Below are 24,206 nucleotides of genomic sequence, written 5' to 3'. Positions count from 1 at the left end.
AGGCTTGGCATCTATAATATAAGAGTGAAGGGGAGCGGGGAACAATCCCCCTCCCTTATTTTTGCTATTAAAAGGAGGCTTGCGTTATGGAGAAGAAATCAATTAGAGATCTAGATCTAAAAGGTAAACGCGTATTTTGTCGTGTCGACTTCAATGTTCCGATGAATGATGGTAAAGTAACTGACGATACACGAATTCGCGCTGCATTGCCAACAATTCAATATTTAGCAGAACAAGGGGCTATCGTCATTTTGGCAAGTCATCTTGGCAGACCTAAAGGTGAAGTGAAGGAAGAACTTAGACTAACACCTGTGGCACAACGACTTAGCGAGTTGCTAGGTAATGATGTGGCGAAAGCGGACGAAGCTTACGGTGATAATGTAAAAAAACAAATTTCTGAATTAAAAATGGGTGACGTCATTTTACTTGAAAATGTTCGTTTTTATCCTGGTGAAGAAAAAAATGATCCAGAACTTGCAAAAGCATTTGCCGATCTTGCTGATCTTTATGTTAATGATGCATTTGGGGCAGCACATCGCGCACATGCATCAACAGAAGGGATCGCAAAATATATTCCTTCAGCTGCAGGATTGTTAATGGATAAAGAACTTGAAGTTCTAGGGAAAGCATTATCAAATCCTGAGAGACCTTTCACAGCAATTATTGGTGGCGCAAAAGTAAAAGATAAAATTGGTGTAATTGACCATTTGCTTGATAAAGTGGATAACTTGATTATCGGCGGGGGACTTGCTTATACATTTATCAAATCCCAAGGCCACGAAGTTGGTAAATCTTTATTGGAAGAAGATAAAATAGATCTTGCAAAATCATTTATTGAAAAGGCAAAGGAAAAAGGCGTAAACTTCTATATGCCATTAGATGTTACCATTGCTGATGATTTTTCAGAAACAGCGAACACGAAAACGGTATCGGTGGAAGAGATTCCTTCAGATTGGGAAGCACTTGATATCGGACCAAAAACGAGAGAACTGTATGCTAAGGTTATCCAAGAGTCTAAACTTGTTATATGGAATGGACCGATGGGCGTATTTGAGTTAAAACCTTTCGCACATGGAACAAAGGCAGTTGCTGAAGCACTTGCTAGAGCTACAGATACATATTCTGTCATAGGTGGAGGAGACTCGGCGGCAGCTGTAGAAAAATTTGGATTAGCAGAGAGCATGAGCCATATTTCGACTGGTGGCGGTGCTTCACTAGAATTCATGGAAGGTAAGGTATTACCTGGAGTCTCTGCAATTGATAATAAATAATATTTATAGAAAAGAAGTGGAGTAAAAAATAACCGCTTCTTTGTATAAATGAGAGGATGAGTTAAGCGATGCGTAAACCAATCATTGCTGGTAACTGGAAGATGAACAAAACACTTGAAGATGCATTGGCATTTGCTAATGAAGTGAAAGGTCTTGTGCCTTCAAAGGATAAGGTAGAATCAGTAATATGTGCGCCTTCACTATTTCTAGGACAGTTAACTACTACAGTTGACAACTATGATGTAGCTATTGGTGCACAGAATATGCACTATGAAGAAAACGGTGCTTTTACTGGAGAGGTAAGTCCTGTTGCACTTAAAGATTTAGGTGTCTCCTATGTAGTCCTTGGCCACTCTGAACGCCGTGAAATGTTTAATGAAACAGATGAAGCAGTAAATAAGAAAACACATGCAGCGTTTAATCATGGATTGACACCAATTGTTTGTGTGGGTGAAACACTAGAACAACGCGAAAACAATCAAACGACAGCACTTGTTGGAGCTCAAGTTGAAGAGGCGCTTCAAGGCCTTTCAGAGGAACAAGTAAAACAAACTGTCGTAGCCTATGAACCAATTTGGGCAATCGGTACTGGTAAGTCATCTACTGCAGCAGATGCGAACGAGGTTTGTGCACATATTCGCAGTGTTGTGGAAAGTAAGATCTCAAAAGCTGCTGCTGATGCTATTCGCATCCAGTATGGTGGTAGCGTGAAGCCAGAAAATATTAAAGAATATATGGGACAACCTGATATTGATGGTGCACTTGTTGGTGGTGCTAGTCTCGAAGCAAGCTCATTCCTTCAACTACTTGAAGGTGCTACAAATGAGTAAAGCTCCAGTTGCATTAATAATTTTAGATGGTTTCGGCTGTCGTAAGGAAAGTAAAGGTAATGCCGTTGCACATGCTCAAAAGCCGAATTTTGATCGATATTGGAATCAATTTCCGCATAATCAATTGACTGCTTGTGGGGAAGCTGTTGGTCTACCAGAAGGTCAAATGGGAAATTCAGAAGTCGGACATTTGAATATCGGAGCAGGCAGAATCGTATATCAAAGTTTAACGCGCGTGAATATTGCGATCAGAAGTGGTGAGTTTGAAAAAAATGAAACATTTTTGCAAGCAATTAACCATGCTAAAAGCATGGGCAAAAAGCTTCATTTGTTTGGACTTCTATCTGATGGCGGTGTGCATAGCCATATTGAGCATCTCTATGCTTTATTAAAACTCGCCGCTGATGAAGGTGTGAAAGATGTATTTGTTCATGCATTCCTTGATGGCCGTGATGTAGGTCAAAAATCAGCTGAAGGTTATATTAAAGCGGCTCAGGCTAAAATGGCTGAATATGGTGTCGGTCAATTTGCGACAATCTCCGGAAGATTTTATTCGATGGATCGGGACAAGCGTTGGGATCGAGTGGAAAAAGCTTACCGAGCAATGGCTTATGGTGAGGGACCTTCCTATAAGGATCCTTTGGAAATGATTCATGATTCTTACGACAATGGGATTTTTGACGAATTTGCGCTTCCATCAGTGATGACGGATGAAGACGGGCAACCGATTGCTACAGTGGATGACGAAGATGCAGTCATTTTCTTCAATTTCCGTCCTGATCGTGCAATTCAAATTTCCAATGTATTTACGAATCAAGCATTTGATGCATTTGATCGTGGAGCAGATAGACCTAAAAATATTTACTTTGTATGTATGACACACTTTTCTGAAACAGTAAATGGTTACGTAGCTTTTAAATCTGTTAATTTGGATGAGACATTAGGACAGGTAATCTCGCAAAATGGATTAACACAATTAAGAATTGCGGAAACAGAAAAGTATCCACATGTTACGTTTTTTATGAGCGGTGGACGAGAAGAAACATTTCCTGGTGAAAAGCGAATATTGATTAATTCGCCGAAAGTCGCTACATATGATTTGAAACCGGAAATGAGTGCCTATGAAGTAACAGATGCGCTTTGCGCTGAAATTGAGAATGACAATTTTGATGCGATCATCTTAAACTTTGCAAATCCAGACATGGTGGGGCATTCAGGTATGCTTGAACCAACTATTCAAGCGATAGAAGCTGTTGATGAGTGTCTAGGACGTATTGTTGACTTGATTACTGAAAAAGGTGGGACAGCTATCATTACAGCTGATCACGGAAATTCGGATGAAGTAGTGTCGCTTGAAGGGACGCCTATGACGGCACATACGACGAATCCCGTACCAGTAATTATTACGAAAAATGATGTATCAGTTCGGGATGGTGGCATTTTAGCAGATTTGGCACCAACGATCCTTGATTTATTAGGACTTAATCAGCCAGTAGAAATGACTGGCAATAGTTTGCTTAAAAAGTAAAGATTAAAAAGACTGCAGTCGATTTATAATAGGTAAGAAAATAACAACTAACCAAGGCGCTTGCGTTTTTCTTTTAAAAAATAATTTTCTGAGGAGAGATTTTTTATGCCATTCATTACACAAGTATATGCTCGTGAAGTTCTTGATTCACGCGGTAACCCAACAATTGAAGTTGAAGTTTATACAGATTCAGGAGCTTTTGGCCGTGCATTAGTACCAAGTGGTGCATCAACGGGGGAATATGAAGCTGTTGAATTACGCGACGGAGACAAAAACCGTTATCTTGGTAAAGGTGTAGAGAAAGCAGTTGAAAATGTTAACGAAGTAATCGCTGAAGAAATCGTTGGTTTTGATGTAACTGAACAAGTGAGCATTGATCAAACAATGATCGCGCTTGACGGAACAGACAACAAAGGAAAATTAGGTGCCAACGCTATTTTAGGAGTATCTATGGCTGTAGCACACGCAGCAGCAGATTATCTTGGACTTGAGTTATATCAGTACTTAGGCGGATTCAATGCGAAACAGCTTCCAGTACCAATGATGAACATTCTCAATGGTGGCGAGCATGCTGATAATAACGTTGATATTCAAGAATTCATGATTATGCCAGTAGGAGCTCCGACTTTTAAAGAAGCACTACGTATGGGAACTGAAATTTTCCATAGCTTAAAAGCTGTATTGCAAGAAAAAGGTTTGAATACAGGTGTTGGTGATGAAGGTGGATTTGCACCAAACTTGAAATCAAACGAAGAAGCACTTGAAACGATTATGATTGCAATTGAAAAAGCTGGTTATAAAGCAGGCGAAGAAGTGAAACTTGCAATGGATGTTGCTTCTTCTGAGTTTTATAACAAGGATGACGGTAAATATCATCTAAGCGGTGAAGGTATCGTTAAAACATCTGCAGAGATGGTTGATTGGTACGAAGAACTTGCAGGTAAATACCCGATTGTTTCAATTGAAGATGGTCTTGACGAGAACGACTGGGCTGGTCATAAACAATTGACAGAACGTATCGGCAAGAAAGTGCAACTAGTTGGTGACGATTTATTCGTGACAAACACGGAAAAACTTGCACGTGGAATTGAAGAAGGCGTTGGAAATTCTATCTTGGTAAAAGTGAACCAAATTGGTACGCTAACCGAAACATTTGATGCAATTGAAATGGCGAAACGTGCAGGCTACACTGCTGTTATCTCTCACCGCTCTGGTGAAACAGAAGACAGCACAATTGCGGATATCGCAGTAGCTACTAACGCTGGACAAATCAAAACAGGCGCACCATCTCGTACAGACCGCGTCGCTAAATATAACCAACTTCTTCGCATTGAAGACATGTTGGCAGACACAGCTCAATACTTGGGCGCAAAAACATTCTATAACATTAACAAGTAAGTAACATAAAGGGGCAAACGTTGATTAGCGGTTGCCCCTTTTCTATTTTTTTATGAATAGAAATAATTAGGGCTGTATGAGGTCTGCATGATAAAAGGTAGACAGACGCTACCCGTAAGACATAGCGTACTTAGTCCAGAGTTGCTAATGACGTACGACGATGCTCGTTGGGCTTGCCCTGTTATTCCTACTTGTACACGCTTCAAGTTTATGATACATTTAACGTATTGTTTATGTTCGTTTCGGGGGGTGTACGCAAGTGCATACATTGATTATTACATTATTGATTATTGTTTCAATCGCACTTATTGTAGTCGTATTATTACAGTCAGGGAAAAGCGCTGGGCTTTCGGGTGCTATTTCAGGTGGTGCCGAGCAATTATTCGGAAAGCAAAAAGCTCGTGGAATGGACCTAGTTCTTCAACGTATCACAGTAGTACTGTCTGTATTATTTTTCATTTTGACAATTTTAGTAACCATATTTGAAGTTTAAATGAAAAACCAACCTGGCTAATTGGATGCCGGGTTTTTTTATTTATACAGGGGAATATTACTGTTACGGTAACCTTTGAATCGGATGGGGTTAGCGCTCCTAAGGATACATGCATAAACATTCGTGAAAGAATCAGTATTCTTATAAAGGATATTAGCAAATTAAAAGACCTATTTCTGGATTGTTTTTCTATACTTTGTTAAAAATAAGGATAGGCAGACATATTGAGTTTACATATATTGTTTAGAAAAAGGAGTCATTACATATGAAAATCAAGCTACCGCAACCATTTACATTTAAGGCTGGCAAACGAGCGGTATTGCTACTACATGGTTTTACTGGAAATAGTGCCGACGTAAGAATGTTAGGGCGATTTCTTGAAAAGAAAGGATACACATCACATGCGCCACACTATAAAGGCCACGGCGTTCCACCTGAAGAATTGGTTCATACTGGACCAGAAGATTGGTGGCAGGATGTGATGGAAGGTTACAATCATTTAAAAGAAAATGGTTATGAAGAAATTGCTGTTGCTGGGCTATCACTCGGTGGGGTATTTTCTTTAAAACTGGGTTACACTGTACCTGTAAAGGGAATTATAACAATGTGTGCGCCTATGTACATAAAAAGCGAAGAAGTTATGTTCGATGGAATTATCGACTATGCCCGCGAGTTTAAAAAATTCGAACGTAAATCTGAAGAAGAAATCGAAATAGAAATGAAAGAATTCCGAAAAACACCTATGAAAACATTACAAGCAATGCAAGGATTAATTGCAGATGTTCGGGAAAATGTAGATATGACATATGCTCCACTGTTTGTTGTACAGGCAAGACATGATCATATGATTAATGCAAAAAGTGCCGATATTATTTATGAAAAGGCTGAGTCGCCGAACAAGGATTTGAAATGGTATGAAAAGTCAGGTCATGTAATAACACTGGGACCTGAAAAAGAAACGCTACATGAGGATATATATCAATTTTTAGAACAACTTGATTGGTCTGAGTAGGCTTGAAGGAGGGAAAAAGATGGAAGACGTGATACAGAAATATATGGATCAAGTATTGGCATATATGAAAGAAGAGGCATATAAGCCATTAACTGTTAAAGAATTAGAAGAGGCTTTCCAAATTAGCGATTCGGAAGACTTTAAGTATTTCGTAAAAGCGTTAGTGCAAATGGAGGAAAATGGACTTGTTGTTAGAACGAGAAGTAACCGTTATGGACTTCCAGAGAAAATGAATCTTGTTCGCGGTACCCTTTCTGGGCACGCGAAAGGATTTGCTTTTCTATTACCTGAAGAAGCAGGTTTAGATGATGTTTTTATTCCACCACACGAGAAAAATGGTGCAATGCATGGAGATACGGTACTTGTTCGTATATCTACTAGTAGTTCTCGATCACGACCAGAAGGGGCCGTTATTCGCATTATTCAACGGGGCTCGGATAAAGTAGTTGGGACATTTACAGAAAGTAAACATTTTGGATTTGTCATTCCAGATGATAAAAAGATTGCTGATGATATTTTTATTCCGAAAAGTGCAGATATGGGTGCGGTGGAAGGTCATAAAGTAGTCGTTAAAATAACTACTTTCCCAGAAAATCGTAAAAATGCCGAGGGTGAAGTGATTCAAATACTTGGTCATAAAAATGACCCAGGTGTAGATATATTGTCTATTATTCACCAACATGAATTACCACTTGCTTTTCCAGATGAAGTAATGGCAGAAGCGAATAGTATTTCCGATACAGTAGAAGAGTCGGAGATTCCAAACCGAAAAGATTTGCGTGGAGAAACGATTGTTACAATTGATGGTGCGGATGCAAAAGATCTTGATGATGCGGTGTCCATTACAAAGCTTGAAAATGGAAATTACAAACTTGGTGTTCATATCGCGGATGTAAGTCATTATGTACAAGAAGGTTCAGCGCTTGATCGGGAAGCATATGATCGTGGCACAAGCGTGTATTTAGTTGACAGGGTAATTCCAATGATACCACACAGATTATCAAATGGGATTTGCTCACTCAATCCTCAAGTGGATAGATTTACGCTATCCTGTGAAATGGAATTAAATGACCGCGGGGAAGTTTTAAAGCATGAAATTTTTCAAAGTGTGATCAAGACAACGGAAAGAATGACATATACAGATGTGAATAAAATCTTGTTAGACAAAGATGAAGCACTTCGTGAAAAATATGAGAAGCTTGTTCCAATGTTTGAATTAATGGAAGAGTTGCAAGGTGTTCTACAGAGTAAACGTAAAAAGCGTGGAGCGATTGATTTTGATTTTAAAGAGGCGCAAGTATTGGTTGATGAAAGTGGAAAACCAAAAGATGTAGTTATTAGAGAGCGGTCAATTGGTGAAAGGATAATTGAGGAATTTATGCTTGCTGCTAATGAAACAATTGCAGAGCATTTTCACTGGATGGATGTTCCGTTCATTTACCGTATTCATGAAAATCCTAAAGAAGAAAAGTTGCAACGTTTCTTTGAATTTATTACGAACTTTGGGTTGGTTGTACGAGGGACCGCAAATGCTGTTCATCCGCGCGCTTTACAGGAAATTATTGAAGCTGTGGCTGGCAAACCAGAAGAAATGGTTATATCTACGGTTATGCTACGTTCGATGCAGCAAGCAAAATATGACCCTGAGAGCTTAGGCCACTTTGGATTATCTACTGAATACTATACCCATTTTACTTCACCGATCCGCAGGTATCCGGATTTGATTGTTCATCGTCTAATCCGTAATTATTTAATTGAAGGTAAATTAGATGAAGCTACACGGGCAAAATGGAACGCTCAATTACCTGAGATTGCGGACCATACATCTAAACGAGAGCGTCGTGCAGTTGAGGCAGAGCGAGATACAGATGAGTTGAAAAAAGCGGAATTCATGGAAGACAAAATTGGTGAAGAATTTGAAGGTATCATTAGTTCAGTCACTAATTTCGGTATGTTCATTGAACTTCCAAACACAATTGAGGGCCTTGTTCATGTAAGCTTTATGACGGATGATTATTATCATTATGATGAACGACATCTGGCCATGATTGGTGAGCGAACTGGAAATGTGTTTCGAATTGGCGATGAAATAACGGTACGATTAATTAAAGTAAATAAAATTGAACATGATATCGACTTTGAAATCGTCGGTATGAAAAATAACCGTAGACGTAAAGAGGAAGAACAGAAACCAAGAATTGTGAAGTTAAAAGCACCTGCTAAAGAAAGTATTAGCAAAGATTCAATAGTAGTAGTTGGAGATGACGAATGGTCGACAAAGCCTCCGAAAAAGAAAAAAAAGAAGAAATCGTATGAAAATAAACCTTCGACAACAAGAAAAAAACGTAGTGGGAAAAAGCGCTAGGCTTCAGGTTTGAAGAAGGAACAGCGGCGTTGCTAGAAAAGGAGCTACGCCGTTGTAATATATATCAAACAGTCTGGAAGTAGTTATGCTTCTAACCTTTTTCACACTCGTGTATAATAGAAAAACAGAAGGAACGCTAGGGGGGAGAACAAATGCCAAAAGGGACAGGGAAAATGATTGCACAAAATAGAAAAGCAAACCATGATTTTTTTATCGAAGAGACATTTGAAGCAGGAGTCGTATTGCAAGGAACGGAGATTAAATCTATACGTGCGGGGCGAATTAACTTAAAAGATTCATTTGCGCGTATTAATCAAGGTGAGATTTATTTGCATAATGCTCATATTAGCCCTTATGAACAAGGTAATAGATATAATCATGATCCACTTCGAGCCCGGAAGCTATTATTGCATCGCAAGCAAATCAATAAATTAATTGGCGAATCAAAAGAACAAGGATATTCCATTATCCCATTAAAGGTATATTTGAAAAATGGTTTTGCTAAGGTTTTAATTGGGCTTGGTAAAGGGAAAAAGAAATATGATAAACGTGAAGATTTGAAACAAAAAGAAGCAAAACGCGATATCGAAAGAGCATTCCGTGAACGCCAAAAAATGTAAGTAGCCTTGCCAACATTGATTTTTTGTGAGTTTATGTTATAATAATAAATGTAAGTGATGAAGTGCTCTATACCCGAGCGCCCATATTGATAAGGCATAGTGATTTGAATCTTCATAGCTTATCTATCCTCCGCAAAATGAGGAAAAGAGAACAAGAAGATCAAGGAAGCGCAGTGCGAGAGCACCGGAGCGTACAAAGTACGTGAGGGATGCGAACAAACAAGCTGACGCGGATATTCACCGCTTATCTTTTACTCATGGGGACGTTACGGATTCGACAGGGATAGTTTGAGCTTAAGTTGCGAGTCGAGGGGATCGGCCTCGTTAAAACGTCAAAGCCAATAATAACTGGCAAAGAAAACAACAACTTCGCTTTCGCTGCTTAATAACAGTCGATAGCGGTTCCTCCCTCCATCGCCCATGTGGTAGGGTAAGGGACTCACTCTAAGTGGGCTACACCGGAAGTCCTCCGCCTGGGGACCATGGAAGAGACCAATCGGGCTAGCGCTTCTGATGCCTGTTGATAGGCGGAAGAAGATGCGAAATACTAATATATCGACTACACTCGTAGACGCTTAAGTGGCGATATTTCTGGACGTGGGTTCGATTAGTAAATAGTCGCCTTATGTGGTAACACATAAGTGAAAATTCGGCTTTATCGGTGAAACCTAAGTCGCATGTAATGCGGTAAGGCAATGCCGAGCGGTATGTGGAGTAATCCAACAGCCGTGTATCGACTTATAGGCTGCCAGTACAACTGGTAGTACTAGGATGCGAGAATCTACCTGTGATAAACAGAGGTAAATATACTTTCGCATAATACGCCGAGGGGCCTGTGTAATACAGGTTCAAGACATAGTCAGTGCCATGACGAAAGCATGGAATAGCATGTCCCACCGTCTCCACCAAATACATATTTGGTGGTTTTTTATTTGTGTTTGTAACTTTAATATACTTCAAATTATTATTATTTCAATAATCTTTAAAAAATATGATAGACATTTGTGACTGCAAACATAAGTTTTCCAAAAGTGAAGATTTATGCTTTAAAATACTTTATGAAAATATATGCTTGAATATTAGAAAGCCATATCATTGCTATTAGCGATAATATGGCTTTTTTTATTTAATATTATTGTAGTATTATTCTACAAACGAACCATTTAATGAAATCAACTCCTACTAGAAAACCATCTATTATCAATAATGAACATGCTTCAAAAAGACCAATTAATAACGGAGTTTTATATCGCTCCAGATGAGAATCATGGATAGGTTGTGTAACGGTTATGAGTAGGATATATCGATTTATTAATTAAGGTACTCTATAAATCAGAGTATGCAACTAGATATTGTGTCGAAAAAAGCTGTATTATTGTTACTTCATTTTAAAAAGATGGTGTAAATGAAATATTATTCATTTATTTGACAATTTTTTTAATGTTTAAATTAGTAATGTAAGGATTGTATTGACAATTGTCAAAAGACCATCTAAGATGAGACAAGTGATAGTGATAATCATTATCACTTAAACAATCATCTATAAATCAAAGTTACATGACGATTCAAAAATGCATTTTCACATTTATTAACTTCATTCAGCAAAAGTCCCTACTTTAATAATTGCCGGGATGCATGCCTCCGGCGGATGTCATAGATTTTGATAATAAGAGAGGTGTAATAATATGGAAGATTTAAAAGTAGATCAGGTAGCCATTGGCTATTCAAACGCACTGATAATTGAGGATTTAAGTGTTTCCATCCCAAAAAATAAAATAACAACGATTATTGGTCCAAATGGTTGCGGGAAATCAACTTTATTGAAAGCAATATCTAGAATATTAAAAATGAAAAGTGGCGCTGTCTATTTAGATGGGTATGCCATCCATCAACTAGCGACGAAAGATGTTGCCAAAAAGATGGCGATATTGCCGCAAACAGCGGATGCACCCGGGGGATTAACTGTATTTGAGCTCGTTTCATATGGCCGGTTTCCTCATCAAAAGGGGTTTGGCTCTTTAAAAAAGGAAGACTATGAATCTATTTACTGGGCAATTGATGTAACTGGATTAAATGAGTTTATTGATCGTCCGATTGATGCATTATCCGGTGGTCAAAGGCAACGGGTATGGATTGCGATGGCGCTTGCCCAGGACACAGAAATCCTGGTTCTTGATGAACCAACAACGTATTTAGATTTGGCTCATCAACTGGACATATTACTGCTTTTGCAGCGACTTAATGAAGAGGAAGGTCGCACAATCATTATGGTACTTCACGATTTAAATCACGCATCGAGATTTTCCCATTACATGATTGCTATGAAGGATGGTGTATTAATGAGAGAAGGTACGCCAGCCGAACTGATGACTTGTCCAAATTTACAACTGGTTTTTAATATTGATGCAAGTATAGTGACATGCCCATTTAGTACGAACCCAATTTGTTTATCTTATCAAATGTGTCAGAAGAAGTAAGGAGGAAAAGTATGTCTACCCGAGCGGAAGTGACCACAGAATTAAAAGAAATAAAGAAGCATTCGCATCCAATTATTGCTGTCGTTGTTTTATTTGGGGGCATATTAGCATTGCTGATTGCAATTGGATTATCTATTTCCTTTGGAGCTGCTGACATTAAGTTCACTACCGTTTGGGAGGCGGTGTTTCAATTTAATGCAGATTTAACTTCCCATCAAATTATTCGAGAAATCAGGATGCCACGTGTTCTTGGTGCAGCGCTGGTTGGTTCATGTTTCGCAGTATCTGGTGCACTGATGCAAGGAATGACTCGAAATCCATTAGCCGATTCTGGACTATTGGGACTTAATTCGGGCGCTGCATTTATGCTTGCCCTATGCTTCGCCCTTTTTCCAGGTCTACCTTATATGTATTTAATCATGTATTCGTTTTTAGGTGCTGGGTTAGGTGTTGGAATTGTTTATGGGGTCGGTTCCATGTCAAGAGGCGGGTTAACACCCATGCGTCTTGTGCTTGCAGGAGCTGCGGTTAGTGCATTGTTAGCCGCACTTAGTGAAGGTGTTGCACTATATTTCCGAATCGGTCAAGATTTGGCCTTTTGGTATGCGGGTGGTGTATCGGGTACGAAATGGATTCACCTCCAAATTATGTCACCCTGGATTTTGGTGGCCATGATTGGCGCAGTGATTCTGTCACGGTCGATTACATTATTAAGTCTTGGTGAAGAAGTGTCTATTGGACTCGGTCAACGAACAAAGACCATTAAAGTATTTGGAATGATTTTTGTGCTTATTTTGGCCGGAGCAGCCGTTTCTGTTGTAGGCGCAGTTGGTTTTGTTGGGTTAATTGTTCCCCATCTAACTCGTTTTCTAGTCGGACATGATTATCGGTGGATTATTCCTTGCTCGATTGTTCTAGGAGGACTGTTAGTTGTCTTGGCTGATCTTTGTGCGAGAATGATTAATCCTCCTTATGAAACACCAATTGGTGCTTTGATTGCTTTAATTGGGGTTCCATTCTTCCTGTATCTCGCACGAAAAGGAGGGAAAGAACTATGAAGGAAAAGCCGTTTATGACGCATATTCAACATAAAATACATACTCGAAATCGACTGATCATTGCTACTCTTGGTTTGCTCATAATCATCGTTATTATTATTAGCATGAATACGGGATTCATCAGGTTGTCTCCATTGGAAGTAATGCGTACATTGTTTGGTTTAGGGAACGAAAAGCAGCAACTTGTATTGTATGAATTTCGCTTGCCACGGATTATTATTTCCATTCTTGTAGGTATGGGACTTGCTGTATCAGGCTGCGTGTTACAGGGGATATCCCGCAATGCATTAGCTGATCCGGGAATATTAGGGATTAACGCGGGAGCAGGGCTAGCAGTTATGCTTTTTATTTCCTTTTTCCCATCAACGACAGCAGCTCCAGTATTTTTACTCCCAGTTTTGGCGTTTACAGGCGCAGGCATTACAGCCATTATTATTTATTCATTAGCCTATAAACGATATGAGGGAATCTCACCAATGCGGCTATTATTAACAGGCGTTGCAGTTGCTGCAGGTATTAGTTCAGCGATGATCGTGTTAACCCTCCGTTTAAGTCCAGAAAATTATCAGTTTGTGGCAACTTGGTTAGCAGGAAGTATATGGGGATCAAATTGGAAGTTTGTATTTTCGCTATTACCTTGGGTCATTGTTTTAATTCCATTTGTATATTCGAGAGCACGTGTGCTTAACGTATTGAATCTAGGTGATCTAACGGCAACAGGTCTCGGAACATCGATTGAAAAAGAGCGGCGTATTTTACTCGCAGCTGCCGTAGGATTAGCAGGAGCTAGTGTATCAGTTAGCGGAGGTATAGGATTTGTCGGACTAATTGGGCCCCATTTGGCTCGTCAACTTGTCGGGTCTAAACATCAAATTTTAATTCCGGCTTCTGCTTTGACAGGAGGGCTGTTGGTTATTGTTGCGGATACAATCGGTCGTTGGATCTTACAACCATCAGAAATTCCAGCAGGTATTGTTGTCGCTGTGATAGGTGCACCGTACTTCCTTTACTTACTTTCACGCTTAAAAGATTGATGGAAAATGTCTAATAGTCAGCTAATGAGAGGGACTACTACTATTGTTATAAAAGGATATTGGAGAGTGGAAAAGTTGTCTAATCATAAAAAAGTAACAAGAATGATTGCAAGTTTTTTAGTGCTTTTATTCATTCTAGTTGGATGTAACGATAAAAAGAATGAAGATAAGCAATCTGAACCAGTTATAGAAGAAACATCAACAGGGCGTACAATAACGGATGTAATGGGACATGAAGTTACTATTCCCGCAAATCCTAAAAGGGTGATTGCTTCCTATTTAGAAGATAATTTAGTCGCACTTGGAATTAAACCTGTTGCACAGTGGGGGATTAATGACGGTGCAGGGGTACAAAATTATCTCCAGGATTATTTAAAAGAAGTACCGTCGATTCCGTCAGAATTACCATTTGAAGTTGTGGCCAGCTTTACGCCCGACTTAATCATTATGGGTTCTGCACATGCTGTCGAAGGGTCTAAATACGAACAATACAATAAAATTGCTCCAACTTATGTTGTGGAAGAAGAAAATAATGGCGATTGGAGAGAGCAGTTATTAACCATGGGTGGCATTTTTGGAAAAACATCAGAAGCGAAAAAAGTATTAAAAGAATATGAAATGAAGGCCGCAGAATCGAAGAAGTTGATACAAGATTATGTTGGCTCGGAATCAGCTGCTGCGATTTGGCTTGTAAATAATACTTTCTATATCGTTAGCGAAAATGTATCTAGTGGCACTGTGTTATATGGAGATCTTGGTCTTTCAACCCCAAGTGTAGTCAAAGAAATTTCCAGCACTGCAACGGGAAATTGGTCAGAGGTTTCTTTAGAACGTTTAGCTGAACTTGATGCAGATCATCTTTTCTTAATTAATAGCGACAAAGGAAATGGTGCAGAAATGCTAAAAGACCCTTTGTGGAAAAACATTCCTGCTGTGCAAAATGGCCAAATTTATGAATACGGTTCAGATACTAGCTGGTTATATGCAGGTGTAATTGCAAACACGCAAATTATAGACGGGGTAGTAGAATCCCTTACTAAATAATAGATATGCAGAGAAGGGTACTTTCTCCACATAACACATGCAGCTAAAAATATGTTGAAATCTACACATTAACTTCATTTAGCAGAAGTCTCCACTTCTATAAATGGCAAGATGAACGCAAAACAGTTCTATAATTCAGTGGGCTTCAAAACCCTAGCTGCATAAAGTTAAATGCGTTCGGCGGATGTCACAGATTTAGGAATGTATCGAGCAAGCTCGATACATTTTGGACTGAATCACGCCGAAGCGTAATAGAGTGGGCTATTAAAAAACGAGAATCTTCATTAATTAGGAGGAATAATATTGTTAAAGCAAAAATCGTATGTTGTCCTTAGTATGTTACTCGTTATGATTTCTATTGTTATGGCTGCTTGTAGTAGTTCGGGTAGCGAAACCACTAATAGTAAGCAAGAGCTCGAATCGTCCGCAAGAGAACAACCAGAAATAAGAACAGTTAACACCATTCATGGTGATATTGAAATACCCGCTAACGCTAAAAGAATTGTTGTAGATGCATATTTACCTACATTGCTTTTACTAGGGACGGAACCTGTTGGGGCAACAAAAAGAGACCTTGAGAACGTTCATATCCAGGATTTAATCACTGGTATTGAAAGTACAGGAGAGAACTCTATTGAGGCAATCATGAGTTTAAATCCAGATTTAATCATAAGTGCTGATGCTGAAAAAGGCACATTTGATCAACTTTCTAAAATCGCTCCGACTGTCATTATACCTTACGAAACATATGGTGATGTTTACGAGGAAGTAAGTGCAATAGGAGAGATGCTAGGTAAGGATAAAGAAGCAGTAGCCTGGTTATCGGACTTTGATAAGAAAGTTCAAGAACAGCGCGATAAAGTCCAGAAAGTAATGGACGAGGGAGAAACAGTTTCTATCTTTGGGGCTTTTGATAAAGACTCTTATATCTATGGTGATGGTATTTACCGTGGTGGGCAAGCAATTTACAAACATCTTGGATTAACGCCGCCAGAACTTGTTAAAACAGAACTAATCGATGCAGGTGAGACGTACAAACAGGTTTCTTTTGAGGTGTTGGCTAATTATGCCGGAGATTATATCTTTTTTGATCAATCAAATGGTGGGGTGTTAGACAAAGAAGATCCTGTTTGGGCTTCGATCGACGCTGTTAAAAATGATAAAATTTTCTATCTTGATCCGGACTTTTTTTGGCCGTACGATCCAATTGCAGTTTTAGCGCAAGTGGAAGAAGTGGCTGATATGCTAGTTTCTAAGAAGAAGCCTGAATAGTAATTCGACATTGAGAAAGATAAATATCAAAATAGCTAGTGTTAGACTAGTATTACCGTCAGTAAAAGCACGAAAACGCCACTATTATGATTTTGGTGGGAGATTAGGAGGAAAAGCAGGGTGGCACTAAAAAATGGATTACTATAATATGTCCAGCTTTCCTGACAATGATACTGATTTTAGCATGTGGAACAGACTCAAACATTTCTAAAGATGCAAGTAAGTCAGAGCCAGTAGATAAGCTAACGGATGCCGGATCAGAAGGTGAGGCTAAGCATACCAATTATCTAATTTCCAAGGGTCGTGAAGTCCAAGTGCCAGTTAATCCGCAACGAGTTGTTTATATCGGCAGCGATCCAGGTGATCTGTTGGCACTTGGCGTTAAACCATTAGGATCTAGTTTACAAGTAATCGGTACGCAGGTAGCTTATCCCGATCTCCTTGGAGGGATGGAGGATATTGGTTATCCTGCAAACCTTGAAAAGATTATTGCACTGAATCCGGATTTGATCGTGTTTAATGACTGGGATGACAAGGCGATTGATTCATTGGCAAAAATTGATCCAACTGTCGTAATTGGTGAAGTTGGAACGTTCGAACGTTTGGAGAGAGTTGCGGAAATATTCGGTAAAAAGACCGAAGCGGATTCTTTCATAACAAACTATCAAGCTAAAGCGGAAAAGACGAAGGAATTGTTGAATCTTGATATTCAATCCCATGAGACAGCAACTGTACTATTACAAATGGGGGAGCAACTATATGTGATAGGGCATCAAGGTTTGAGTGTATCATTATATGAATGCTTGGTTTCCAACCAGCAGAAAAAGTGAAACAACTGATTGACAATGGCGACGGATTCTCTGATATCTCTGAGGAGGTATTACCAGAGTACGCAGGCGATGTACTGTTTGTTTTGACAGATCAAAGTGAAGAAACTACTACAGAAACTGAAAATCTTTTGAATAGCGACACCTGGAAAATGATTCCAGCTGTTAAAACCGGACATGTATATATCATGGACAGTCTATGGAACTTTGATGACCCGATCACTAGAGAAAGGCTATTAGATGAATTGCCTAAACTTATGATGAAGAATTAAGCTGGAAATGATATGTAAAGCTCCTTTGAACAGATTAAGACCTAAATACCGAAAAAGAATTTAAGTGTCTAATAAAAGAAAGTAGTAAAAATATGTGGAAATTTAGGAGCGTGATCCATATTGTTAAAGCGTTTTTTCTCTTATTACAAACCTTATAAAAAACTTTTCTATCTCGATTTTTCTTGTGCAATCATAGCAGCATTATTGGAACTAGCGTTTCCGCTAGCGGTCCATCGTGTTGTAGATGATTTGTTACCTAGCTCAAACTGGAGTTGGATTTTATGGGGATGCGTCTCGTTACTCGGAATTTATATTATCAGTGCGGCTCTCCATTATATTGTCACCTACTGGGGACATAAGTTAGGCATTAATATAGAGTCGGATATGCGAAAAGATCTTTTCACGCATGTACAGAAGTTATCGTTCCGCTTTTTTGATAATAATAAAACTGGTCATTTGGTTTCAAGAATGACAAACGATTTAATGGATATTGGTGAAATTGCACATCATGGGCCTGAGGATTTGTTCATCGCTTTTATGACTCTCACTGGTGCATTTGCAATCATGTTCACGATAAACCCACAACTGGCTGTACTTACTTTTATTATTGTTCCACTTATTATCAGTCTATCATTGTACTTCAGTAAGAAAATGTCTATCGCATTTAGGCGCTTCTTTGCAGATATTGCCGATTTTAATGCACGTGTAGAAAACAATGTGAGTGGTATGCGTGTCGTTCAAGCATTTTCCAATGAAGATCATGAAATCGCTCAATTCAATGATAATAACGGGCGTTTTCGTGATTCAAAATTAATTGCCTATCGTGTGATGGCTTGGAATTCATCCATTAGCTATATTCTCATGAAAATTGTCACATTGTTTGTTCTGCTATGCGGAACGTGGTTTGTGATCAATAAAGATATGACGTACGGAGAGTTCCTTGCCTTTGTGCTTCTGTCGAATGTGTTTTTAGGACCAATTCAACAAATCAACGGCGTGATTGAAATGTATCCAAAAGGTATTGCTGGATTTAAGCGCTACATAGAGATGCTTGAAACTGAGCCTGATGTAGCGGATGAACCGGATGCAATCACTGTCCAACATTTGGAAGGGAATATAGAATACCAAAACGTATCGTTTGGTTATGAGGGCAAAGAGAACGTATTAGCTAATATCAATTTAACGATTCATGCAGGAGAAACAGTAGCCCTTGTTGGGCCATCCGGCGCTGGGAAAACGACGATTTGTAGTCTTTTACCTCGCTTTTACGATATTAAGGAAGGTTCTTTACTGATTGATGGAATGGAGACTCGACAAATGACCCTTGCATCTCTCCGCTCTCAAATTGGAATTGTCCAACAAGATGTATATCTATTTGATGGAACGATTCGAGAGAATATAGCATATGGCGATCTACTTGCTTCTGAAGAGGAGATATGGGAAGCGGCAAGAAGAGCTCAGTTGGAAGATATCATTTTATCACAATCTGAAGGGATGGATACATTGATTGGAGAACGAGGTGTCAAACTATCTGGTGGTCAAAAACAACGTCTATCCATTGCTCGAATGTTCCTAAAAAATCCATCTATCCTCATTTTGGATGAGGCTACATCTGCACTAGATACTGAAACGGAGGTCGCAATTCAACAGGCCCTAACAGAATTATCGGTAGGACGTACTACGCTTGTGATTGCGCACCGATTAGCAACAATTAAAAATGCAGATCGGATTATTGTTGTTACAGAGGATGGGATAGCTGAACAAGGAAGTCACTATGAGCTACTTGCTTTAAAAGGCGCTTATAACAGGCTTCACGAAGCGCAATTTAGTATGTAAAAGCGATTAGACTTTGAAGCAAATCTTGGTGGCAGAGTGCTCATTTTATCAAGGAGAAATCATCATATGTATCCTTAAATCATATAAGGCTTAAATAACGATGGTGATTATAGAGTAGTAGAAGAACAAATTACAAAGAAGAATATCAGATTTTAGTATGATAAAAAAGGTATATGAAAATACGGATAGGGAGTATATGACAATGTTAAAAAGATCAAAGCTAGTGATTAAATCAATAGTAACATTAGGGTTTGTTTTATTACTTTGCGCCTGTTCAAATGATGTAAATGCGACAAAAGATCAAGAGCAAACTGAAACAACTGGTCATAAAATAAGCAATGCAGAAACTCGGAAAATATCAACAGTAATGGGTGAAGTTGACGTGCCTGATCATCCTGAGCGTGTTGTAGTTGATTGGCATTTAGGACAAGTTATGGCTTTAGGTCTAATGCCAGTTGGAGCACCTTCAACTTTAACAGATTATGGTGCGTTTTTGAAGCGGCTTGTATCAGATGGCATCGAGGATATTGGTGTAGAGGGTGCAGTTTCAATGGAAAAAGTACTGGAACTTGAACCGGACTTAATCATTACTTGGGATCAAGAAGCATATGAGAATTACTCAAAAATTGCACCGACAATTGTTTACGATACTACTAAATACAATTCAATTCATGAAGAAATTAACGCAATGGCTGAAATATTGAACAGAAAAGATGACGCGAAGAAATGGCTAGCTGATTTTGATCAGTGTGTCGATGCTGCCAAGGCAAAAATAAAGGAAGTTATTCCAGAAGGTGCAACATTTACAGTTGCTGATTATGGCATGGATAAAAATGTAATGATCATCGGTGATTTGGGTGAGCGAGGTAGCAAAGCTGCATATAGATTATTAGAATTGACACCTGCTCCACGTGTTAAAAGTGACATCATTGATAAAAAAGAGGAACGTATAGATACATCTTGGGAAACAGTCGGAGATTATATGGGTGACTATATCATTTCAATGAAAAGTGAAGGGAGCGAAGGAGTTAAACTTCCAACTATATGGAATAATTTTGATGCCGTGAAAAACAACAATGTATACGAATTTGATATTAAAAAATTTTTTAATTCAGACCCATTATCAGCATTATATCAAGCTGAGGAAATTGCAAATAAGCTAGTGGAAGGTAATAAATAATCATACTATTCTGCGTAGGGGTAATAGCAAATTGTGAGTGTAAATGATCATACACTGCTCGGGAACAATTGATATCAACATGTTAATTGAAGCGTCAGTAAATCGTGTCTATCTTGCCCTTAGCACACGTGGATTTACAAAAGTCAATCGTTCGACTGGCTGCCCTTGTAAAAGAGGGGGGAATCAAGACGCCCTTTCGCAAAGTTTTATCATTGCCAAAATTAATTAAAAATGTTTATAATATACAATACACGAATTTGATAATGATTATCATTATCAAATATCTATATCAAGGAGGCAATACTTTGAGAGTGAAATCATATTTACTTATTTTAGGTTCACTCATGCTTTGTTTTATTTTTTTAGGAGGTTGCGGAAAAAACGAAGCCCAAGTGACAATATCGGGAAATGATAGTAAAAAAGAGGAGAACGGATCGACAAGAATGTATAAAGATGTAACGGGAAGAGAAGTAGAAATTCCTGTCAATCCGAAGCGTGTAGTAACTACACAATACTTAGATGCGATGCTCGCACTTGGAGTAAAACCAATTGGTGCACCAACTCATGTATTAGACAATGATTATTTAGGTGATTTACAAGATGGTGTAAAAGATCTTGGCAGTCCTTTTAGCATCGAGAAAGTATTGGAATTAGCTCCAGATTTAATAATTTCAGCAGATCAGGAAGAAGTAGAGCAACTAAGTAAAATCGCTCCTACCGTTGTTATTCCATGGCTATATGGAGATGTTTTCACACAATTAAATGAAGTCGGAAATATTTTAGGTAAGGAAAAAGAGGCAGATGCATGGATTGTAAAGTTAGATGAAAAGGCTTCAGAAGGAAGAAAGAAAATCGTAAATAAAATTAGTAAAGATGAGGTTGTATCCATTTTTATGACATATGGAAAAGACACGCTTAGACTATATGGCGCAAGGAATATTGGTCATGTATTTTACCGCTCATTGGAATTAACGCCTCCTGCTTATATTCAAGAGAAATTAAAAACGGATCCTAAATTTGAGGAATTTGTCTATGATGATATATCGATGGAAAAATTACCGGAATTCTTGGGAGATAGAATTGTCATGCTTTCTTTTGAGCAAGAAACAAAAGAAGCAGGCGGTATGTTAAATCAAATTGAACAGAGTGCTTTGTGGAAGAACGTTGATGCAATAAAAAATAACCAAGTTTACTATATTGAAGAAGATCCATGGTTTACATACGCCCCAATCGCAATTGAGAAATCATTGGATCAAGCTATTGAACTATTGTCTAAATAGCGGACAAACGCTGTACAATACGAAGTAGCTAAAATGCCTCACAAAAGTAATTATAAGAACAAACATTGCAACTATCAATGGAGACATTGCCAAAGAATGTTGCAGATTATAGGCTTTTGATGACCTATGATCCTGACAATAGGGGAGGAAGCACTAAAGGATCTGATGAAAATATCCGATTTGACATGGCTAGATGCTATGTAGGACCAAGAATTTTACAAATGACTTTGACACATTTTACCGATAGGATCCAATTGCAATTTATGAACAAATTGATTTTTTTAAAAGCAACTTCATAAAAAAGGAGCATACAAGATGAATTCTGAACAATTATATGATGTAACAATTATTGGAGGCGGCCCAGCAGGACTTTTTTCAGCTTTCTATAGCGGGTTAAGGGAAATGAAAACAAAGATTATTGAGTATCAACCTTATTTAGGCGGAAAAGTACATGTCTATCCGGAGAAAATGATTTGGGATGTTGGCGGTCTCATACCTATTACAGGAGAACGACTGATTGAACAAACGATTGAGCAAGGATTAACGTTTGATCCAGATGTAGTATTGGGTGAAAAAGTGATCTTAATAAACAAAGATGAAGATGGAAACTTTGTTGTGCAGACGTCTACGAACCAAAAGCATTTATCCAAAACAGTTATTTTAGCTGTAGGTGGGGGCATCTTGAAACCATTGAAATTGCCTATTGAAGGCGCTGAGCGCTTTGAAGTTGCAAATTTGCATTATACGGTAAAATCACTATCACGATTCAAAGGGAAGACCGTTTTAATTTCCGGAGGGGGCAATGCTGCTGTTGACTGGGCAAATGAACTAGAACCTATTGCCAAAAAAGTCTATTTGACTTATCGGAAAGAGATATTGAAAGGACATGAAGCTGAAGTATCCCGATTATTTAATAGTTCTGCTGAATGCTTATTAAATACCTCCATCGAAAGCCTTATCGCGGCAAGTGACCATGAAACAATTGAGAAAGTAGAGTTGTTGAGCGGGGAAGATGGAAGTAAAATTCAGTTGTCTGTGGATGAAGTCATCATCAATCATGGTTATGAACGTGATAAAGAGTTGACATCAAATAGTGGATTGAACATTGAGATGGCAGATGAATACGGTATTGCGGGCAGCCCGATGAGCGAAACCTCTGTGTCAGGGCTTTATGCCGCAGGAGATATTTTGAGTCACGAAGGAAAACTTCATTTAATTGCAGGGGCGTTTCAGGACGCAGCGAACGCTGTGAATAAAGCGAAGCAGTATATCACACCAGATGCTTATGGACATGGAATGGTATCCTCACATAATGATATATTTAAAGATAAAAATCGCGAATTAGTGAAGCATTTGTATTAGGTGAAGAACTGATTAAACTTATTCAGCAGAAGTACCAGCTTCCATAAGTGGGGGATGAATGCGATTTACCTAATTCAGTGGGACTTCAAACTCCGGCTGAATGAAGTGAAAACCTTCGGTGGATGTCAAAGATTCTCATAGGAAGTTTATCGTTTGAACTCTCGATAAAAATCTGGATGAATCCCGCCGATGCATAATTGCTTATATAAAGCTGCTTATTCCGGTAGTCAAGCTTGGTATTATGTCCTTTTCAATGCTGATTTTTATTATGCTGCGGAGAAAAATTGGTTTAAAGCAAAGAATCGTTTTACAAAAGGTATTAAATCAGACATCCATCGACGATGTAATCATGCTCATCCGTAATCTGTTTGTTTTTTCGTTTTTGATTGAGGCAATTGCTGTAATAATTTTATGCTTTAAATGGGTTCCGCAGTGTGGATGGGGAAAGGGATCTTCGTCAGTTACCTTCACTCAATTTCGCTTTTAATAATGCAGGATTTGCCTTATGGCCGGATAAATTGTCACAATATGTAGGTGATCCCATGGTGAATCTTACTATAACCAGTTTCATTATTATTGGTGGGATTGGTTATACCGTGTTGTCAGATATGTGGTATTCTAAAAAAATTTAAAAACTGTTATTGCACTCAGCTAATATGGAACATTGATTATAAATACTGTTTCGACGTTATTATTTGTTTATTGGAGTTTCAAAACCCTCAAACAATTGAAGCACTAGACACAGCGGAGAAGTGGTGGGAATCCTATTTCAAGCAGTAACAACAAGGACCGCTGGATTTAATACAATGAATTCGGGGGTTTTGAAATTCAACAGTTTTATACATGTTGTTGCTGATGTTTGTAGGTGCTTGGGAGCGTATTGACGGGAGGCGGAATTAAATTAACTACGTTTTTAATTATTTTACTTGCTGTTGGAACTTTTCTAAAAGGAAAAAAGAGGTTACCTATTTTAACAGAACAATTAACCACGCCCATATATATAAAGCATTTGCTGTTACGATTATTAGTTTAATATGTATATTTATT

Annotated in this window: 21 protein-coding genes and 1 other RNA gene; all 22 read left to right on the top strand. The window is 38.5% G+C overall.

Annotation, left to right across the window (positions count from 1 at the left end; all coding sequences use genetic code 11):
- Positions 1 to 86 precede the first annotated feature (86 nt).
- The gene (locus MHB53_RS10735; RefSeq protein WP_340917988.1) at positions 87 to 1,271 is read left to right on the top strand and encodes a phosphoglycerate kinase; all 1,185 of its coding nucleotides are present in this window, start codon (positions 87 to 89) and stop codon (positions 1,269 to 1,271) included.
- Between the two features lie 68 nt (positions 1,272 to 1,339).
- Positions 1,340 to 2,101 (top strand): triose-phosphate isomerase, encoded by a 762-nt coding sequence (gene tpiA / locus MHB53_RS10730; protein ID WP_340917986.1) that lies wholly within the window; start codon positions 1,340 to 1,342, stop codon positions 2,099 to 2,101.
- On the top strand, positions 2,094 to 3,629 hold the full coding sequence (gene gpmI, locus MHB53_RS10725) for a 2,3-bisphosphoglycerate-independent phosphoglycerate mutase (RefSeq protein ID WP_340917983.1): 1,536 nt from the start codon (positions 2,094 to 2,096) through the stop codon (positions 3,627 to 3,629). Before tpiA ends, gpmI begins: the two co-directional genes overlap by 8 nt.
- Positions 3,630 to 3,734: 105 nt before the next feature.
- Positions 3,735 to 5,027, top strand: a complete 1,293-nt coding sequence (gene eno, locus MHB53_RS10720; RefSeq protein WP_340917980.1) for a phosphopyruvate hydratase — start codon at positions 3,735 to 3,737, stop codon at positions 5,025 to 5,027.
- A 259-nt stretch (positions 5,028 to 5,286) separates the two neighbouring features.
- The gene (secG, locus tag MHB53_RS10715) at positions 5,287 to 5,520 is read left to right on the top strand and encodes a preprotein translocase subunit SecG (protein WP_340917977.1); all 234 of its coding nucleotides are present in this window, start codon (positions 5,287 to 5,289) and stop codon (positions 5,518 to 5,520) included.
- 265 nt (positions 5,521 to 5,785) lie between these two features.
- Positions 5,786 to 6,532 (top strand): alpha/beta hydrolase, encoded by a 747-nt coding sequence (locus MHB53_RS10710; RefSeq protein WP_340917975.1) that lies wholly within the window; start codon positions 5,786 to 5,788, stop codon positions 6,530 to 6,532.
- Between the two features lie 19 nt (positions 6,533 to 6,551).
- A complete protein-coding gene (rnr, locus tag MHB53_RS10705; protein ID WP_340917973.1) occupies positions 6,552 to 8,897 on the top strand; it encodes a ribonuclease R in 2,346 nt (781 codons plus the stop codon).
- Positions 8,898 to 9,049: 152 nt separating this feature from the next.
- Entirely contained in the window at positions 9,050 to 9,517 is a 468-nt protein-coding gene (gene smpB / locus MHB53_RS10700; protein WP_340917971.1) for an SsrA-binding protein SmpB, read from the top strand.
- Between the two features lie 267 nt (positions 9,518 to 9,784).
- Positions 9,785 to 10,127, top strand: a transfer-messenger RNA (tmRNA) gene (gene ssrA, locus MHB53_RS10695).
- Positions 10,128 to 11,202: 1,075 nt separating this feature from the next.
- Positions 11,203 to 11,994: an ABC transporter ATP-binding protein gene (locus MHB53_RS10690; RefSeq protein ID WP_340917969.1), complete on the top strand. Its 792-nt coding sequence runs from the start codon at positions 11,203 to 11,205 to the stop codon at positions 11,992 to 11,994.
- 11 nt (positions 11,995 to 12,005) lie between these two features.
- Positions 12,006 to 13,052, top strand: coding sequence for a FecCD family ABC transporter permease (locus MHB53_RS10685; RefSeq protein ID WP_340917967.1), 1,047 nt, complete (start codon positions 12,006 to 12,008; stop codon positions 13,050 to 13,052).
- Between the two features lie 14 nt (positions 13,053 to 13,066).
- Positions 13,067 to 14,086: a FecCD family ABC transporter permease gene (locus tag MHB53_RS10680; RefSeq protein WP_340924622.1), complete on the top strand. Its 1,020-nt coding sequence runs from the start codon at positions 13,067 to 13,069 to the stop codon at positions 14,084 to 14,086.
- A 75-nt stretch (positions 14,087 to 14,161) separates the two neighbouring features.
- Positions 14,162 to 15,130: an iron-hydroxamate ABC transporter substrate-binding protein gene (locus MHB53_RS10675; RefSeq protein WP_340917965.1), complete on the top strand. Its 969-nt coding sequence runs from the start codon at positions 14,162 to 14,164 to the stop codon at positions 15,128 to 15,130.
- A 303-nt stretch (positions 15,131 to 15,433) separates the two neighbouring features.
- Positions 15,434 to 16,402, top strand: a complete 969-nt coding sequence (locus MHB53_RS10670; RefSeq protein WP_340917963.1) for an ABC transporter substrate-binding protein — start codon at positions 15,434 to 15,436, stop codon at positions 16,400 to 16,402.
- A 167-nt stretch (positions 16,403 to 16,569) separates the two neighbouring features.
- Positions 16,570 to 17,232 (top strand): ABC transporter substrate-binding protein, encoded by a 663-nt coding sequence (locus MHB53_RS10665; RefSeq protein ID WP_340917962.1) that lies wholly within the window; start codon positions 16,570 to 16,572, stop codon positions 17,230 to 17,232.
- A complete protein-coding gene (locus tag MHB53_RS10660) occupies positions 17,202 to 17,501 on the top strand; it encodes an ABC transporter substrate-binding protein (protein ID WP_340917960.1) in 300 nt (99 codons plus the stop codon). Before MHB53_RS10665 ends, MHB53_RS10660 begins: the two co-directional genes overlap by 31 nt.
- Positions 17,502 to 17,621: 120 nt before the next feature.
- Positions 17,622 to 19,337, top strand: a complete 1,716-nt coding sequence (locus MHB53_RS10655) for an ABC transporter ATP-binding protein (RefSeq protein WP_340917958.1) — start codon at positions 17,622 to 17,624, stop codon at positions 19,335 to 19,337.
- A 202-nt stretch (positions 19,338 to 19,539) separates the two neighbouring features.
- Positions 19,540 to 20,517, top strand: coding sequence for an ABC transporter substrate-binding protein (locus tag MHB53_RS10650; protein ID WP_340917956.1), 978 nt, complete (start codon positions 19,540 to 19,542; stop codon positions 20,515 to 20,517).
- 344 nt (positions 20,518 to 20,861) lie between these two features.
- Positions 20,862 to 21,797 carry an ABC transporter substrate-binding protein gene (locus tag MHB53_RS10645; RefSeq protein ID WP_445661511.1) on the top strand — a complete coding sequence of 312 codons (936 nt, stop codon included), beginning with the start codon at positions 20,862 to 20,864 and terminating at the stop codon, positions 21,795 to 21,797.
- Positions 21,798 to 22,112: 315 nt separating this feature from the next.
- Positions 22,113 to 23,159, top strand: coding sequence for an NAD(P)/FAD-dependent oxidoreductase (locus MHB53_RS10640; RefSeq protein ID WP_340917952.1), 1,047 nt, complete (start codon positions 22,113 to 22,115; stop codon positions 23,157 to 23,159).
- A gap of 189 nt (positions 23,160 to 23,348) precedes the next feature.
- Positions 23,349 to 23,522: a hypothetical protein gene (locus MHB53_RS10635; RefSeq protein ID WP_340917950.1), complete on the top strand. Its 174-nt coding sequence runs from the start codon at positions 23,349 to 23,351 to the stop codon at positions 23,520 to 23,522.
- A gap of 71 nt (positions 23,523 to 23,593) precedes the next feature.
- Complete coding sequence (locus MHB53_RS26355) at positions 23,594 to 23,791, top strand: potassium transporter TrkG (RefSeq protein WP_445661423.1); 198 nt, start codon at positions 23,594 to 23,596, stop codon at positions 23,789 to 23,791.
- Positions 23,792 to 24,206: the final 415 nt, after the last annotated feature.

It is taken from the genome of Bacillus sp. FSL K6-3431, assembly GCF_038002605.1.
In the GTDB taxonomy this organism is placed as follows: domain Bacteria; phylum Bacillota; class Bacilli; order Bacillales; family Bacillaceae_C; genus Lederbergia.
Note: the sequence above shows the minus strand (reverse complement) of the source record. Positions and strands in the feature narration are given on the sequence as shown.

Bases quoted from the DNA above. Each gene is read 5' to 3' on its own strand.
- MHB53_RS10735 (WP_340917988.1), top strand. From the start codon at position 87: ATGGAGAAGAAATCAATTAGAGATCTAGATCTAAAAGGTAAACGCGTA.
- tpiA (WP_340917986.1), top strand. From the start codon at position 1,340: ATGCGTAAACCAATCATTGCTGGTAACTGGAAGATGAACAAAACACTT.
- gpmI (WP_340917983.1), top strand. From the start codon at position 2,094: ATGAGTAAAGCTCCAGTTGCATTAATAATTTTAGATGGTTTCGGCTGT.
- eno (WP_340917980.1), top strand. From the start codon at position 3,735: ATGCCATTCATTACACAAGTATATGCTCGTGAAGTTCTTGATTCACGC.
- MHB53_RS10710 (WP_340917975.1), top strand. From the start codon at position 5,786: ATGAAAATCAAGCTACCGCAACCATTTACATTTAAGGCTGGCAAACGA.
- rnr (WP_340917973.1), top strand. From the start codon at position 6,552: ATGGAAGACGTGATACAGAAATATATGGATCAAGTATTGGCATATATG.
- smpB (WP_340917971.1), top strand. From the start codon at position 9,050: ATGCCAAAAGGGACAGGGAAAATGATTGCACAAAATAGAAAAGCAAAC.
- MHB53_RS10690 (WP_340917969.1), top strand. From the start codon at position 11,203: ATGGAAGATTTAAAAGTAGATCAGGTAGCCATTGGCTATTCAAACGCA.
- MHB53_RS10685 (WP_340917967.1), top strand. From the start codon at position 12,006: ATGTCTACCCGAGCGGAAGTGACCACAGAATTAAAAGAAATAAAGAAG.
- MHB53_RS10680 (WP_340924622.1), top strand. From the start codon at position 13,067: ATGACGCATATTCAACATAAAATACATACTCGAAATCGACTGATCATT.
- MHB53_RS10665 (WP_340917962.1), top strand. From the start codon at position 16,570: ATGATACTGATTTTAGCATGTGGAACAGACTCAAACATTTCTAAAGAT.
- MHB53_RS10660 (WP_340917960.1), top strand. From the start codon at position 17,202: ATGCTTGGTTTCCAACCAGCAGAAAAAGTGAAACAACTGATTGACAAT.
- MHB53_RS10650 (WP_340917956.1), top strand. From the start codon at position 19,540: ATGTTAAAAAGATCAAAGCTAGTGATTAAATCAATAGTAACATTAGGG.
- MHB53_RS10645 (WP_445661511.1), top strand. From the start codon at position 20,862: ATGCTTTGTTTTATTTTTTTAGGAGGTTGCGGAAAAAACGAAGCCCAA.
- MHB53_RS10640 (WP_340917952.1), top strand. From the start codon at position 22,113: ATGAATTCTGAACAATTATATGATGTAACAATTATTGGAGGCGGCCCA.
- MHB53_RS10635 (WP_340917950.1), top strand. From the start codon at position 23,349: ATGCATAATTGCTTATATAAAGCTGCTTATTCCGGTAGTCAAGCTTGG.